The organism is Bacillus sp. K2I17 (assembly GCF_002209985.1).
GTDB classification, from domain to species: Bacteria; Bacillota; Bacilli; order Bacillales; family Bacillaceae_G; genus Bacillus_A; species Bacillus_A wiedmannii.
Window position 1 is genome coordinate 1 of the sequence record NZ_NJGF01000056.1, and the last position, 16,518, is coordinate 16,518.

A 16,518-nucleotide genomic window follows, 5' to 3' on the forward strand; every position below is an offset into this window, starting at 1 on the left:
CTCAAAATTCAGCGAAAGCAAAGAAGTTAGGTGGGGGATCAACTGCCCATAAAAGTCCGATTGGTTCAACTAATAATCAGTGGGGGATGGAGAACCCCCCCACTGATTAAAGTTTCACTTTATTTATAGTTCTTTCTTGCATTTTATCATTAAGAAATTGATTGAAGGTTTATTTGTCATGTTCTTGTTTGGTTCATCAATTTCCGAAACTTGTACTAATCCATATTTATTAAAATCTTGTTTTATAGATTCAGAATCATAGAAGAACATGTTTACGCCTTCCATTATCTCATAATAGTCTTGCTCCAACTGTTTTCCTTTTCCATACATTGGAGCTTTTTTTGAAACTGTTGTAAAAACCATATATCTGCCTGGTTTTAACTGATTATAACAATCTTTAATAAATTTCTCTCTTTCCTGCTCATTCAACAAATGAAGAAGTGCATGACTAAATATCCCATCATATAGTTTATTATCAAAAGGCATTTTGTTTACCGAACCGTGATACATACTAACATCTTCTAGTCCGTTTTCTCTTGCTAAATCGATCGCTGTTTTCGAAATTTCAATGCCTGTTACATTTATACCATTTTCGATAAATACCTTTGCGTTTCTCCCATATCCAATACCCGGAACTAATATGTCTTTAACATTGTTTTCCACAAAAAAATCTTTTGTCAAAATTGCAGATTCTGTAGGTTCAAACCCCCACATCGTTTGCTTCTCAATAAAGCTTGATTCCCAAAATTCCATTATATTTCTATCTCCTTATTCTTATCTCATGTTTAATATCAGATGAAAGCCATATTCATTTTAAAGCTGCTTTTTTCACCACAGTCACTATAGCTCCATTGAATATAGCATAATAATAAGCCTATATCTATTTTAAAGATTGGTGTAAAACTCACTCTTTTTTATCAACCCATATGTTTTTGTAGAAAAATAAAAAAGCCAATACTTTTGTTGTGGTATTAGCTTTTCTCAGGAGAAATTATCTTTTTGTATTGTGCTGATCTAATATTTTTTCTAACATTTCTAAAGTTATCGGTTGAGCTTTCTCTATTAATTGATAACCAATACGTCCATTCGGCTCAGCTGTAACTTGCTGCAAACTCTTTAAATCATGAATTCCTTTTTCTCTTAATTGCATATAAAGTTGTTGTTCAGACATTTTTGCCTTCATCAAGTTCGCTTTAATAATCTCTCCGTTTTCAACAATTACAAAGCTACTGCCATTTAGGAATTGTTCCGCCTTCCTTGATTTCAGTTCAAAGAAATGAATGATAAGAAGTACGCTTGCAAATATTACAGCTGCAAATATAGATGGGACTACTTTCCTACTTAATACAGGCTCTACAATAATACGTGCTATTGATACTACTATAATGATTTCAGCTCTCGTCATTTGGCTAACAGATTTACTACCCGTCATTTTTAATGCAAGAATCCCAGTAAAAATTAAAATAATACTTTCAAAAATAATATGCATAATAGCCCAATCCTTTAATGGTAAATGTTATTAGCATTCCCATTTTATATAGCATTCTAAATGAACTTTAATTAAACTTTTTTGTGAAAATTAAAAGTTACATATATAAAAAATGGATCTATTTAGATCAATCTTTTTTCAATAAGGATTTGATAATCCATCTTCTATTGTCAAAAAAAACAAAAGCACCCAAATGGATGCGTATAGATTAAACTTATTCATTATTACTTTCTCCACTTTCATCATCAACTGATTTCAAGTCTAACATGCTGCCTATATCGGGCGGTAAAGCTAACTCTATACCAGCTACTGGTTGATTATCTTCATTAAACCATTGTTTCTTAAATTTAATCAATTCTTCATTTTTCTTATTTTCATCCATATTACCCCGCCTTTTATGTACATGATATTAAATACTTTACTTAATATGTACATTAAGAAAGATAATATACTTTTTATACATAATGAAAAAGCAAAACCCCTGCCTGGTTTACATACCCGATGTACCTATAAAAAAATTCTCGTACATGTTACTCCGCGCTCTGTTATCATATTAATGTCGAAACATATGTAGGCTATGTGACAAGTATCTGTTCGTTTTGTTCATTATTCATATGAGACAAATACTTTTAAAGGAGTAATTATTCCTTGACTTAATTCCTTAAAACATTGAATGCGTCCTGTATATAAATGTTAAAAATGAAGAGTTATCTAACGAAGAGCTTCTAAGCTTATTTTGTGTACGGTACCACTATGAAAGAATCCCAAAGTTACTACGAGAATACATCATGAGCGATGTTGTCATTGATTTAGATACGGACTATATTTATATTCCTAATAGATAGCAGTAAACTAGTTGAAATGAATAGAAATTACGATTCAGCTAAGTGTTTAATAAAATAAGTGAATGCCCAAATTAATGTCGCAAATTGAGTGACAAAATACATTGTCCATTCAAAACCAGTCAATTTCCTCTCTCGTTTCACTTTCTTTAAGTATCTGTAAAATATAAATGTACTTAAAAACATAAGTAACAATGATAATTGCTGTAAATCATCCACTATACGTACCCCCATAGACTCCATCAACCTCCTATTCAAAGTAAATACTATACCTTAAGGATATCACCTATTGGTAGTTTATTTCCATTTAAAACAATTATGTCCTAAACAAAATGAGCACTCAACAATTGAGTGCTCTAAAAAGTATTAACGTAACAATTTTCTTCTAGTTTTTATAACTCAGTTCTATCACTTCCAATATAAGATTACTATCATATTTCCTTTTATAGAGATAACGTCAGGAAAATACGAATTTTCAACGTTAGGGAATTTTCATTACTCCATAACCATTTTTAAGTTATATTCAAAAACCATGCTTTGGCATTGTCTAGAGCATGGTAATTATTTAAACAAATATAAATCTGCTAAGTTAATTTTTTAGCTCATCTATTTATTGAATTCATTAACTGGAAGAAGTATTCAGGTTTATGAGTCTTATTTAGGTTATACCATGCATGTAATGTATCTGGTGCAAATACATCTAATTTTTTCAGTACTTCCATCGCAAATTCCAGAGGAGCTATTCCTGATGCAGTAACTAAATTCGCATCAGATACCGCAGATCCCAACTCATAGAACTTTTCTCCTTTATAGTTAGGACATACCATTTTAGTGTATTCTAAATTATTACTTGTATGCTTTCTAGTATCTAAGTATCCCATATTGGCAAGGGCCTCAGTTGCACCACAAATTGCAGCAACAATAGTGTCAAACTTTAAAGCTTGGCCAATTCTTTCCAAGATAGGCTGATGAATTTCTTCACTCCAAGTAGTCCCTCCTGGTAAAATTAAAAGATCTTTACTCTCAAAAGTACATTCATCAAGGGAAATATCTGGTTTTATGCTTAGTCCCCCCATAGTAGTAATCATTTCTTTATTAGCTCCTACTGTAATTACTTTTAAAGGTACTAAATCTTTTTTAAAATATCTTCCTGAGTTTAGTTCGGTAATTAAATATCCATATTCCCAGTCCGACATTGTATTAAATACATATAGAAAAACTTTTTTTGTTTGCATCCCATATCACTCCAATCACAATTGATATGGATATTATAATATAACTTCCCTGACAGTTAACGTCAGGGAAGTTATATTACTTCATGAAATTTTATTAATTCCGACAGTACTTCAATAACTTTAATAGATTTATTGTACGGTAAAAGTAAATAAGGTACATATGTATGTATCATATCTTTTTCAAGAAGAAAAACTGCTTGATTTGAAGTCCGCTCTTGTAAATAATGTCCTAAAAACCAATGTTGGCAAATATCAGCCAATACACTTTTATCCCCACTAATAACCAAAGAAATAATTCCTTCTTTATCTTCTATAGTTGGAAGAAGATTTTTTATAAAAAAGTCACGTGCTGAAAAATTTTCTGGCCGGTTAAACTTATTTTCGGTTAGCATTAAACTTTCAATTCGATCTACTCTAAAACTACGGATATCATTCCTAAGATGACAAAATCCAATCACATACCACTTATTATTCCAATAGATAATTCTGTACGGATCGACCAATCTATAATTTAATTGCTTTTTGCCACTTTTATAGTAGAGGATTTTTATTGAGTACCCGTCAGTTACGGCCTGCTCCAATTCCTTCAAAAAATGTTCCATAGAGAGTGAACTAAATCGACTGATTACTTCTAGACTACTTAAATGTTGGTTTATCTTTGCTTCCTGCTCTTGATTTGAGTATTTACTTAGTTTTGAAATGGCCCTATTTAATGCTTTACCTCCATAATATCCGGCTTCTTCTGCAAAAACAGCAGCGTGAAATAGTGAAGTTTGCTCTTCAAAATCAAAAAAAAGAGGAGCCTCAATAAAATTGTTCAATAAAGTGTATCCACCGTTATGTCCTGGTTCTGAAATTATAGGTACACCACTTGTTGAAATTGTATCAATATAACGATACACAGTCCTTATATTCATCTCTAACTTTTCTGAAATTTGTTTCGCAGTAATTTTTTTACCTGAGCGAAGCATCCATAGAATCGCTAACATATTATCAATTTTAGGCATGTAATTCCACCTCTCTATGGAATTTATCCCCTATTATATATTTCTGATTTTTAGTATAACTCATCAACTGTTCCTTTCCGATAGCTTTCTATATAATGAGGTCCTAGACACATTTGTAATTTCACAAATTTGATTTACAGTCATATCTACCTCTTTATAAAGCTTTACTGCATAATTCATTCCTGCATGATTTTTATGGTACTTCTTTAACCGACCTTTAAACTTTCCTTCTTTCTTAGCCAGTTCAATCCCTTCACGCTGCCGCATACGGATAAGATCACGTTCTAATTGGTTTACACCCGCCATAACCGTAATTAAGAATTGGCTGTAGGGATTATCTTCTAATAAATCTAGCCATGTATCTTTGAAGGATTTTAATTATCATCTTTATTATAATATTTAGTAACAACAATAGCTTCAATTATTATAGCGATACACACAAACAAGAGAATTATTTTGCGCCTCACAACAAACCTCCTTTTTCATTTTTTTCTTTTTTAAATTGAAAGGTTATACGTTCCACTTGTTTGATTTCCTCAATTACTTTACGAATTCCTACTTCAATCCTATCTTCCTTTACATTCGATACGTTTAACTTTAATAGTCTTTCTTTCGGAAAACCTCTCATATAATTTTTATCAATAGTATCAATACTTATTTGCATTTCATTTAATCTTTGGAAAAACATTTCGGAAATACTCGTTTTTTGTAATTCTAAACAAGTATGGATTCCAATTGTATTATGCTTTTTATATATGAATAAAAGCGGGTTTTCACTATGAGTTCTTTCTAATGTTTCTGCTAGTTTTTTAGATCTATCGTGATAGGAAGATTTAATTTTATTTTTATGACGTTCAAACATGCCACTCTTTATATAAATTTCTAAAGCAGCTTGAGATATCATTGGGCTATCAATATCTAAAATCTTTTTATATTTATGGAAATCATTTGCAATGGATGGCGGAATGACCGCAACTCCAACCCGTAAACCTGGAAAAATAATCTTCGAATAACTTTTTAAATATATTACATGATTACAATTATCCAAGTTATATAACGGATCTGCTTTTGAATCCATTTCTAAATCTGCTAAATAATCATCTTCCACTATAAATACATTATATTTCTTAGCCAGTAGCACGATTTTTTCTTTCTCATCTTTAGAGTAAGAAGTTCCAAGCGGATGATGATATCTTGGTATTGTATAAAAGAATTTTATTTTACCTGTTCGAAAAATGCGTTCCAATTCATTTAAGTCAATACCTTCATTCGTACGTTTAATACCGATTACAGGAATTTTGTTTATTTCTAGATATTCAATATATAGATGATATGTTGGTTGTTCAATTAATATCGTTTCACTTTCATTTGGAAATGGTATAGAAGTTAATATTGCTAGCGCCTGCTGTACACCTGACGTTATAAAAATATTCTCTTCTTTAGTGAAGACTTGATAGTTTGCCAGTTGTTTTTGAATAACCGGAATTAAAGATGGTAAACCTTTCGGCGTCCCATATACAAACAAGTCATTTTTATATGTATCAATGGCTTTATTAATACAACGTTGAAAATCTAAATATGGAAAAACATCTGGATCTGGTGCTGAGGAAGCAAAATCAATTATCTCGTCATTTTCTACCAAACTCCCTGATTTTCGAACAACGTAGTATCCACTTTGAGGGATGGAATAAATAATATGACGCTTTTCTAATTCATGTAGTGCCCGTATTACTGTCGCCTTATTGCATTCATATTGCGTAACAAGCGATCGTATAGACGGTAATTTCTTTCCTTCTTTTATCACTCCATGTTGAATCATGTTTTCTATATCGTTAAAAATATGTAAATACTTATACATTATTTCACTCCCTTATGCAAGGACTTAAAAAGTTTCCTCATTCTTAAGCAAACAGAAATACATTCCATCTATTACTTTAAATTTTAACATTATTTCACATTTCCTTCTTTTAACAAGGAAATTACAATTAATAAATAGAATATCTCCATGAATAAATAAAAAGTGAGGGATATGTCATGCAGCGCTTAAATACAATTGATATTAGTAACGTTCTAGAATTAGAAAAGACTCTTTCTACTTTATTAAATGAAGAGATTTCTTCAAAACTAGAGCTTGAAAACTGGTTAAAAAAACAATCTACAGTCATTTGGGAAATCGAAGAACAATTAAGATCGCACTATATCGCCTTTCAATGTAATACAGATAATAAAAAAATAAAAGATACTTTTGAATATGATCAACAATATGTACGACCTCTTTTGAAACGTTATCAAAATTCATTTGATAATAAATATTTAGAGTCTCCTTTTCGAATGGAACTTGATCCAAAAACGTATAGCTTACTAGATAAAAAAATAATGAATGCGCAGACTTTATTTTGTGAAAAGAACATTGATTTAGAAGTAGACGAAGACAAACTAGTAACCGAGTACTTCGAAATTACAGGTGGTTTAACTGCACTATGGGATGGTGAAGAAAAAACAATTACTGAACTACAGTCTTACTTACAAGATCCGGATCGTCATATTCGAAAAGAAGCAAAAACACTCATTTCTGAAACATTCTTATCTGTTGAAGATAAATTACAAAGTATATTAAATGAATTAATCGTAATCCGTCACCAAAAAGCGAAAAACATTCAATTACATAATTATCGTGATTATATGTTTAAAAAACATGAACGTTTTGATTATACACCTGAAGATTGCTATGAGCTCGCTGAATCTATTCGTGAATACGTAGTACCACTTATCGATAAAATATTTAATGAGAAAAAATCTGAACTTCAAGTAGATAGTCTTCGTCCATGGGATTTAAAAGCAACCGCACCAAATCAAAAAGTATTAAAACCTATCGAAGATGCGAGTGATTTAGTCGAAAAAGGTTCTCGCATTTTACACAAACTAGACCCGGAATTTTCTGCATTATTAAGCCGTATGCATAAAAATAATTGCTTAGATTTAGAAAGTCGTAAAGGAAAAGGACCTGGAGGATTTTGTGAATACTTACCTGCTTCGCAACTATCTTTTATTTTCATGAATCTCAATCATACACATTATGACGTTACTACTTTCCTTCATGAAATGGGTCATAGTATTCATAATGAGTGTATGAAACAGCTAGAGCTACAAAAATATTTAGAAATCCCTTCTGAATCAGCTGAACTCGCTAGCATGACAATGGAATTATTTTCGATGGAGTATTGGGATACATTTTATGAAAATACAGAAGAATTTATAAAAGCAAAATTAGATTTCTTTAAAGATATTGTTAAGTACTTACCACAAATGCTTATCGTTGATCAATTTCAACATTGGATGTATGAAAATCCTAATCATACTGCTAAAGAAAGAAATGAAAAGTATTTAGAATTACATAAAACATACCAATCGAACGTCGTAAATATTGAAGGGTATGAAAATTGGATTGCAACTAGCTGGTTACCTGTACTACACATATTTGAATTACCATTCTATTACATCGAATACGCTATCGCACAACTTGGTGCACTACAAATGTATAAACAATATAAAGAAAACCCTAAACAAGCAATAGAAAATTATAAAAAAGCTTTATCATTAGGTAGCTCTAAATCTTTACCGGAAATATATGAAGCGGCTGGCATTCGTTTTGATTTTTCTGGCGAAACAATTAAAGAACTAATGTTATTTTTAGAGGGCGAATTAGAGTCACTTAAACAATTATAAGAAGGAAGCTGTTCCTATATTCTAGGTTCAGCTTTCTTCTTTATTTTATTTATTAATTCTATGTACTGAGAATCACCATATCCGATTGTTGGAAAAATTCGAAACAACTTTATTAATAATTCATGATTTGATAAACCTTGATTTTTAGAGATGAATTTCATTACGATATTATCTTCTTTTAGCATTTCTAAATATAAGTCTATAGCCTGATACATTACAGGTGGTACTTTATAGGATGTTTTTTTATGGTTTACTAATACTTCATTGTATATAGAAGAATAATTCCCCAATTCAAGTTCAATTTGATTTACTTTAAATTCATCTTCTCTGAAGTTATTTAAGTATACTTTCCCTTCATAGCAAGACTGTTCAAGGTATGAAAGTAAAGTAAGTAGATTCATTTGGCAAAACATATCTTCACCGAACCATAAAACAATACATTTATACTTTTTTGTAAAAAGATTTTCTAACGGATCTATAACCTTTTTTGTATAACTTTCTACTGAACTGTTGTGTCCTTCTGCTCTTATATTAATAAACTCTTCATTAAAAACTCGTGTAGTAGCCGTGTTTACACACATTGCTTCGTTAAATGGAGCGTAATCAGACTCACCCATTAGCTTTTCAGCTTTAAATTCTTCATACATCATTTGACCATTCAATATGTTTAATACATCTTTATCAAACAACTCATTATTATTGCTACGTAACTGCTCAACCTCAAATTTTCTAGAAATATTCATTTTAAACTCCCCTTCTTTATTTATATTGAGTTTAACAAATGATTGAATAGGCATGTTGTTAAGTTGATATTCTCTTGGATTCATTCCAAAAACATTTTTGAAAGCTCTACTATAAGCCTCTTGCGAAGAATAATCATAATCTAATGCAATATCTATTATCTTTCTATCATTCTTCAAATCCTCCGTAGATAAATACAGTCTTCTTAAAAGAATATAGCGCCTAATACTAATGCCTGTTACTTGGTGAAATCTAAAAGAACAGTAATACGGAGAATAACCCATATAACGCGATAATTCATTTAATGAAAATCCTTCTTTTAAATTGCTCTCAATCCAATCAATCATCTTCTGTATATGTTCATTCATTTCCTTCACTCCTTATTTATAATAATAAAAGAGGTTCGTTTCTTTCTTTTGATATTTCTTGTGTTTTATAACATGAGCCATTCTCTAAGATTTTCAAAATTTATATGTAAGTATTAATTTTATTTTTTTAGCTATCTTATTTTTTGATACATTCTATTAACTTTTCAATTTAGCGTTAATTAGTATGATGGATACACCTTACCACTTTTTAAAAGTCAATTTACATCATATTTTATTTTAAAGGATTTCAACTATTAAACACGAATTTTGTAAATTAAGATTCTTTTAGTTCTCTAGTTAAAAAATATAAGTTTGGAAAGGACGCTACAATGAACGAGCTAGAAAAAGAAATACTCCAATTAATAAATGAACGATATCCATTAAATTTTATTAACATTAAACCTATAACGAATGAAATGTATCAATGTCTTACAAAACTAGGTTCATACTTCATTAGAATTACAAACTACAAAAAATATGAAGAACAATTAGAAGAAGTTGCATATACGAACTTTTTATATGAAAATGGTTTAGCAGTTCCTCCAATAATACCTTCTCTTAATGAGAATTTAGTAGAAAAGTTAACATTAGACAAGGAGATTTTTGCTGTATTATATAAAGCTGCGCCTGGCATACATTTACCAAGGTACGAATGGAATTCTAATATATTTAGAAAGCTTGGTAAACAAATTGGAAAATTACATCGTATTTCTAAAAGCTTTGAAAAGACTAAACCGGTTAAACATATAAACGATTGGTATGAAAATGAAGAGTATAATTTTCTTAAGTATATCCCTAAAGAAGAAACTACTATAAGAGAAATTGCATCTGACGTTTTAACTTCTATAAAAAAGCTACAAAAATCCACTTCAAATTACGGCTTAATTCACGGTGATTTATGGTTAGAAAACATTTTAGTTGAAAACAATTCAAACTTAACAATGATTGATTTTCAAGACTGTGAAAAACATTTTTACATATTTGATTTAGCCGTTCCTATTTATAGTGCGATAGAATATTCATTTGCTGGAAATGGGAATATAGCAGACTATGAACATTCTATTACAAAAGCACTATTTGCCGGGTATCAAGAGGAAAATGAACTACCAAAAGAGATGATAGACAGGTTTCCATTGTTTATAAAATTAAAGGAGATTTTTGAATATAGCTTAATGCATATGTATTGGGATAAAGAAGAATTAACTGAGGACCAAGTACGAATAATGAACCTTTATAGGATGAAAATCGAAAATAAATATACCTATATCAATGTTTAAAAATGCTGTTGTTTAACTACAAGGGAACTTTAGTTAAACAACAGCATTTATTAATTGGCTACTAAACAACCTTGTTTTATTACTTATACATACTTAGTCAATAATCTGTTTACATACACTTCATTTTGCGGAGATACTTTCTCAGAAAATCTAGCTGCAATCATAATAGGGGCCCATTGAAAGATCTCATCTCTTGTTAGATCGGTATTACTGCAATATATTTGTAAATACATTTCTGCTAATTCTATATGAGACTGCGCATACAATAAATATGTACGAAACACATCTGCACGAATATCACCTGAACAAGCATCTACCCAGTCTATAATATTTACATTCTTTTCACTCAAAATTAGATTAAATGGATGGAAATCGCCATGGCATAATCTAGGTTCAAATTTGATTGAATGTAACGTATTCAATATATTTCCCTTTTCTTTTTCATCCAATTTATAAACAGATTTAATTTGTCGCTCTAATCTTTCTCTCATTGATTCTATTTCATCTGTGTTCACACGAATAGCATGAATCTTTTTTTGTTCATTCACACAAATATTTATGTAATGTTCTGACTCATTTAGATTATTAAACAGGAGATCACCTATACTGTCACCTTTTACGTATTCCATAATAATTGCCTGTCTATTTTGTATCTTTGTCACTTCAAATACGTTTGGAACTGATAGTCCGCATGAATACGCATATTTTTGTTTTTTTGCTTCATTCATAGACTCTGTATCTGGAAGATATTCTTTAAATAATTTTACAACCTTACTATCATAGAGATAGATTGCCGCTGTATTCCCTTTAGCTATCGGATTTCCTAAATTCAATTCATTTCTCTCCTTATTGTAAATTAAGCTGACACCTTATACTCCTATATAAATTCAGTGTAATTATGCGGAAACCCTTCTCTAACAAAATATAAAAAACTTACCACTTTCTATCCTTAAATAGAAAGTGGTAAGTTTAATTTACTAGGAATATCGGAAGGAAAATGTGGTGTATGCACAATTGAAAATGCATATCCTTGCTCAATAAATGATACTTCATTATGTTTACATTGAAATGGTACACTATTTCTCTTAAAATTAATTTGAATTTTCTGTAAAAATGCAAGATCTGGTGTTCCGAAAGAAACGTGTACTTTCGGTGGTAAAGCTTTCATCGCAATCGGAATCCAAGGCCGCTGCCACCAAGTAGCAACGATGTATGCAGTGCCACCTATAACAAAGTTGAAAATATCCCCATCTTCCATCGTTTTCATATTAAGATTTGATTTTAGCCACTCTGTAAATACAGGTACACTTTTAACGGGAAGTCCGATTTCCCTTACATATAAAATGTTTAAAGGGGAATGCGGTACTAATACATCTTCTTTAACATAACTATGTGCGATAATTTCGAGTAGATTTCCATCTCCGTCTTTAAAGTATACATTGAATAGATCATTCCCTTCACCAATTACATTTCCATTTTGCCATTTCACAATGAGTAATCCAGAATACTTTAGCCATCTTGCTGTTTCATGAAATTTTGAATATGGAATCTCAAAAGCGAAATGTGCAGGAGCGATTGGTTCATATACTTCTTGAAAACTAATGGTTGTATAGGGTGTTACTTCAAATTGAATAAATGATGCCGTTTCTTTTTTTATTGGAAAAGATAATATATCCTTATAAACTTGTTTTGCCCCCTCTATGGAAACCGTTTGTAGTTTTATATCTGATATATGTGTAATCACGTTACATTCCCCCTGTTTCTTATTATCTATTCGTATTGTATTACACTTATAAACAGATAGAATCAAACGGAAGGATGGATTTTTTAAATAAAAACTACAACTTTAGTATGACTATTTTAGCTTCTTTCATTGTTAATATAGTATTGTTTCCATACAAAAAAGCTACCTTTCCTTAAACGAAAAGCAACTTTTACAATAGAACATATTATGATTTTACAGCAATAATCATAAACCTTTTTGAATTCGTACCGATCCCTTTTTCAAAACTATTTGCATCAATGAACTTTTGTAAAATAGTAAAATCCTCTTCCTCTTCTCCAAATCTAGGAATAATAGGTGTATGTTTTAACAAGAAAATAAGATCTTCAGGCGAACTGTAATAATCAATAATATTATATTCACGTACTTGCACGAGTTCAAATCCTGCACTACTAAGTTCACCCATATACTTTTCTTTTAAAGTTCCATCTCTTTCACCAAAGCATTGTCCTCTTCCAAATGCCTCTTTCAAGTTCAATTTATCATGTTCACTAACTTGTTGTGTTAAAAACAAAGCACCTTTTTTCATTACTTTTGCTAATTCGGATGCTATAAACGGTGCGTGACAACTAGAAGCAATATCAAAATACGCATGTGGAAACATTAAAACTTCAGAATCTATTTGAAGAAACTTAACATTTTGTACATTTGATTTTCTCAAATTGGAATGTGCTTTTTCAATCATTCCGTCAGAATTATCTATTCCAACTAACAATTTAGCCGAAGATGCTATGTTAAGTACATTTTCTCCTCCACCTGTACCAACATCTAGTAAAATATGTGATGGCTTGCATCTTTCTTTTACCTCTCTATAAAAGTCCCATGAATCTCCTACAGTTTCACATTTTATTTTACTAAAATCCCATCCATTTAATCTTCCTACTTTATCATAAAAGTTTTTGTACTCTAATTCGTTCATTTTTTGTTTTCCCCTTTAGTAATATGTAATCACAAACTTATTAGTTAATTATATATTACAAAATATAAAATTTCAGAAAAACATTCCAAACACCACATTTAGTTTACATAACGTTTTTATAATCTATTACTATTTGTACATTCTAAATGCCTCCTTTCCCACTACCACACAAACTACTCAAAACAGCGCTTACTGATTTTCCATGTTTAGATAAGCTATATTCCACTTTAGGTGCTATTTCTTGAGGAATTTCCCGGTTATTAATTGATCTCGTTCCAATCCCACTTAAGTTCCTTGAGATATATCTAGGATTAAAAAGCCCCTTATAAATGTGGATTTATAATCCTAATTTAGAAACTGCTGAAGTAATACAGGGTCCTCTTTTAAAAGTTCTGCTAAAAACAAAAGTTGCGGAAAAGGTTGTAAGATTAATTCTTTATCCATTTTTTCTTTCAATATGGCTATTCCACCTTGCTTAATATAATCTTTTAGTGTGATTGCCTTACTACAAATAAGTCTAATATCACTTACTGAAAGTAATAAGAGCCCGTTCGTTTCAGAAGATGGAGTTGGTTCATTTTCTGAATATGCCATATACATAATAGATAAAGTTTCATCTGAACTATCAATAATTAATATTGGATCGATTTCATTTTCTACTTTTATTTTCTTTGATTGTGCATTCCAATTCTGTTTGTAGTATGTACTTGGTGAACTCAAAATAGTAATATCAATAGTAGCTTCTTCTCTCACTTCTCTTTTAGCAGTTTCTACTGCTGTTTCTTCATCTTCTTTATGTCCTCCAAGCCTTACTACACCTAATGTATCTCCTTTACTCGTTGGTCCAACCTGAAAAACAAATAAATTTTTATACATTACATACGCACCAGATGTTCTTACATTCTTATTTATATGTATCAATATTCTACCTCCTAAGAATCTTTGAATAAGATAGTTTACTATAATTTTATTATGTATTTAAATGACCTTCAATCCAATTCACAGCATCAACTAGATTTTGCGCTATATAATCATATACCACTTCTTCCCACAAATTTCTATACTTTGTTAATGAACTTTCTCCCCATCCTGTTCTCACTAAAATCTTTTTCATATTAGCCCTTTCAGCTGCAAACATATCTGTACTCCCTGTATCTCCAATAAGAAAACATTCTTTTAAGCATAAATCATGTTTTTCTGCTGCTTTTAAAAGTAAACCTATATTCGGTTTTTGGCAGTCGCAACTACTATTCATTTTATGTGGACAATAGTACATTCCATCTATATATACACCTTCATCTTTTAAAATTTGTTGCATCTTTTGAAATCCTTTAAACAGTTCTTTTTCGGTAAAATATCCCCTTCCAATTCTAGTTTGATTTGTATATAAAAACACTTTTAATCCTAAGTTATTTAACCTTTGAATTGCTTTAGGTGCAAAATCAAATAATGTAAATTCATTCGGGTGAACTCCTCCACCTGTTCCTCCAATTGTTCCATCTCTATCTAAAAATACTGCCTTCATTTTTATTTCCTCCTTAAAGTTTAAAAATACCTCTAAAAAGTAGGATTCATCTAAAAATTACAGAATTCTATATATAACAAGTATTGGACGGATGATTTTCAAATTCCTCTATAATAAAGGTGGTTCAAACAGTTGTGAAATTTATACTAGAACGCAGGCTTACCATTAAGACAACTTTCTCTAAAGAATACAAGATTTTCATTTTTGGTTTACTCATTTCACGAATTGGGGATTCACTATATACTTTTGCATTGCCTTGGATTGCCTATCAATTAACCGGTTCAGCTGTAATTATGAGTTCTTTATTTGCTATTAATGTATTGCCAATTGTTTTATTCGGCCCTTTAGTTGGTGTAATAATTGATCGATACGATCGAAAAAAGTTACTTTGGATAGCTGATATTACCAATATTATTTTAGTAAGTCTCGTACCAATTCTACACGCATTACATCTATTAGAGATCTGGCATTTATACGTAATTACTTTTATCTTAGCAGTTATGTCTATGCTTTTTGATGTAACAACTGTTACAGTCATTCCACACATTGCAGGTGCATCATTAACAAAAGCTAATTCTTTCTATCAAATGATCAATCAATTGGCTAGTTTGTTTGGTCCAATTATAGCTGGGATTTTCATTTCTTTTATTGGCGGCTTTCAGGTGCTTTGGATTAATGTTCTTTCATTTATTGCAACATTAGTTGCTGTGATATTATTACCGTCTATGAAAACCGTAAACAAGAAATGCGAAGATAAAAATGCACTTCAAAATGTACTAGCTGATTTAGTTAATGGATTTAAATGGCTCAAAAATGATCGCTTAAATTTAGCTTTATCTTTTCAAGCTATGATAGGAAACTTTGGAGCAAGTGCGGTATTAGGTATATTCATGTATTATTTATTATCCACATTACAACTTACCCCGGAACAAAGTGGTTTTAATTATACATTAATTGGAATAGGTGGTCTTTTAGGAAGCTTGATTGCAGTTCCTTTAGAAAAGAGGTTGCAGCGCGGCCTTCTAATTCCTTTACTCCTATTCGCTGGAGCAATCGGCTTAACTTTTGCGCTTTGGAGTACATATTGGCTTGCTCCCGGAATTGCTTTCGGTATTGCAATGACTTGCAATATTGCATGGAATACAATTGTAGCCACAGTTCGCCAAGAAACCGTTCCATCAAATATGCAAGGAAGGGTTTTAGGATTTTCGCGTGTACTTACACGATTAGCTATGCCACTCGGGGCATTAGTAGGAGGTATTATTTCAGCCTATAATCCAGTACTTGTATTTGTTTTAGCTGCTTTCACGAAGCTGCTTGAAGTTGTTATTGCACTTTATAGTCCGATACGAAAACTATGATGGAAGGAAAGATAATTATGTATGATTGGTTAATTGAAATTGAGAAACTTAAATATCTATTACAATGCGCTAATTTTGTAGATTTGCAAAGAAAATTGTGCTAGTCATTGATGAATCGAATCAAGAAATAATTTCTCTTGATATTTATGGATAAATTGATAAAGAAAAAAGGCATTATGTGGTCTTATCCCCGTCAAGTAGACAGCTTTAAAAAAAGACTAAGCAGCCATTGAGATTCGATATTC

At 30.9% G+C, this 16,518-nt stretch carries 16 protein-coding genes and 2 pseudogenes; 3 read left to right on the forward strand and 15 right to left on the reverse strand.

Annotation, left to right across the window (positions count from 1 at the left end):
- Positions 1-123: 123 nt before the first annotated feature.
- From CER22_RS28615 to CER22_RS28650, 8 genes and pseudogenes are all read right to left on the reverse strand, one after another.
- Positions 124-753 (reverse strand): class I SAM-dependent methyltransferase, encoded by a 630-nt coding sequence (locus CER22_RS28615; RefSeq protein WP_088610241.1) that lies wholly within the window; start codon positions 751-753, stop codon positions 124-126.
- 238 nt (positions 754-991) lie between these two features.
- A complete protein-coding gene (locus tag CER22_RS28620) occupies positions 992-1,489 on the reverse strand; it encodes a DUF421 domain-containing protein (RefSeq protein ID WP_060488475.1) in 498 nt (165 codons plus the stop codon).
- Between the two features lie 214 nt (positions 1,490-1,703).
- Entirely contained in the window at positions 1,704-1,871 is a 168-nt protein-coding gene (locus CER22_RS33330; RefSeq protein WP_087985878.1) for a hypothetical protein, read from the reverse strand.
- Between the two features lie 490 nt (positions 1,872-2,361).
- On the reverse strand, positions 2,362-2,565 hold the full coding sequence (locus CER22_RS28630) for a hypothetical protein (RefSeq protein ID WP_000538966.1): 204 nt from the start codon (positions 2,563-2,565) through the stop codon (positions 2,362-2,364).
- A 368-nt stretch (positions 2,566-2,933) separates the two neighbouring features.
- Positions 2,934-3,566: a type 1 glutamine amidotransferase family protein gene (locus CER22_RS28635; RefSeq protein ID WP_088610242.1), complete on the reverse strand. Its 633-nt coding sequence runs from the start codon at positions 3,564-3,566 to the stop codon at positions 2,934-2,936.
- 71 nt (positions 3,567-3,637) lie between these two features.
- Positions 3,638-4,573 carry a helix-turn-helix transcriptional regulator gene (locus CER22_RS28640; RefSeq protein ID WP_088610243.1) on the reverse strand — a complete coding sequence of 312 codons (936 nt, stop codon included), beginning with the start codon at positions 4,571-4,573 and terminating at the stop codon, positions 3,638-3,640.
- A 63-nt stretch (positions 4,574-4,636) separates the two neighbouring features.
- Positions 4,637-4,951 (reverse strand): annotated as a pseudogene (locus CER22_RS28645) (helix-turn-helix domain-containing protein); the annotation flags it as partial.
- Positions 4,952-5,036: 85 nt separating this feature from the next.
- Positions 5,037-6,431 carry an aminotransferase-like domain-containing protein gene (locus tag CER22_RS28650; RefSeq protein WP_088610244.1) on the reverse strand — a complete coding sequence of 465 codons (1,395 nt, stop codon included), beginning with the start codon at positions 6,429-6,431 and terminating at the stop codon, positions 5,037-5,039.
- A gap of 176 nt (positions 6,432-6,607) precedes the next feature.
- Here CER22_RS28650 and CER22_RS28655 point away from each other — a divergent pair, with 176 nt between their 5' ends.
- The gene (locus tag CER22_RS28655) at positions 6,608-8,299 is read left to right on the forward strand and encodes a M3 family oligoendopeptidase (RefSeq protein WP_088610245.1); all 1,692 of its coding nucleotides are present in this window, start codon (positions 6,608-6,610) and stop codon (positions 8,297-8,299) included.
- 14 nt (positions 8,300-8,313) lie between these two features.
- Here CER22_RS28655 and CER22_RS28660 read toward each other — a convergent pair whose 3' ends face one another.
- Positions 8,314-9,408: a helix-turn-helix domain-containing protein gene (locus tag CER22_RS28660; protein ID WP_142293592.1), complete on the reverse strand. Its 1,095-nt coding sequence runs from the start codon at positions 9,406-9,408 to the stop codon at positions 8,314-8,316.
- A gap of 329 nt (positions 9,409-9,737) precedes the next feature.
- Between CER22_RS28660 and CER22_RS28665 the strand changes: the two genes are divergently transcribed.
- Positions 9,738-10,685, forward strand: coding sequence for a phosphotransferase enzyme family protein (locus CER22_RS28665; RefSeq protein ID WP_088063540.1), 948 nt, complete (start codon positions 9,738-9,740; stop codon positions 10,683-10,685).
- A gap of 83 nt (positions 10,686-10,768) precedes the next feature.
- On the opposite strand, the gene CER22_RS28670 is transcribed toward CER22_RS28665, so the two are convergent.
- The 6 genes and pseudogenes from CER22_RS28670 to CER22_RS28695 all read right to left on the reverse strand — a co-directional run bounded on the left by CER22_RS28670 (position 10,769) and on the right by CER22_RS28695 (position 14,912).
- Entirely contained in the window at positions 10,769-11,518 is a 750-nt protein-coding gene (locus tag CER22_RS28670) for an aminoglycoside phosphotransferase family protein (RefSeq protein WP_088610247.1), read from the reverse strand.
- Positions 11,519-11,634: 116 nt separating this feature from the next.
- Positions 11,635-12,429: a VOC family protein gene (locus tag CER22_RS28675; protein ID WP_088063538.1), complete on the reverse strand. Its 795-nt coding sequence runs from the start codon at positions 12,427-12,429 to the stop codon at positions 11,635-11,637.
- 205 nt (positions 12,430-12,634) lie between these two features.
- Complete coding sequence (locus CER22_RS28680) at positions 12,635-13,387, reverse strand: class I SAM-dependent methyltransferase (RefSeq protein WP_088063537.1); 753 nt, start codon at positions 13,385-13,387, stop codon at positions 12,635-12,637.
- 116 nt (positions 13,388-13,503) lie between these two features.
- Positions 13,504-13,666, reverse strand: a pseudogene (locus CER22_RS28685) (winged helix-turn-helix transcriptional regulator); the annotation flags it as partial.
- Between the two features lie 66 nt (positions 13,667-13,732).
- Positions 13,733-14,308 carry an NUDIX hydrolase gene (locus tag CER22_RS28690; protein ID WP_088610248.1) on the reverse strand — a complete coding sequence of 192 codons (576 nt, stop codon included), beginning with the start codon at positions 14,306-14,308 and terminating at the stop codon, positions 13,733-13,735.
- A 49-nt stretch (positions 14,309-14,357) separates the two neighbouring features.
- Positions 14,358-14,912 (reverse strand): D-glycero-alpha-D-manno-heptose-1,7-bisphosphate 7-phosphatase, encoded by a 555-nt coding sequence (locus CER22_RS28695; RefSeq protein ID WP_088063535.1) that lies wholly within the window; start codon positions 14,910-14,912, stop codon positions 14,358-14,360.
- Between the two features lie 134 nt (positions 14,913-15,046).
- On the opposite strand from CER22_RS28695, the gene CER22_RS28700 reads away from it, so the two are divergent.
- Entirely contained in the window at positions 15,047-16,273 is a 1,227-nt protein-coding gene (locus CER22_RS28700; protein WP_088063534.1) for an MFS transporter, read from the forward strand.
- Positions 16,274-16,518: the final 245 nt, after the last annotated feature.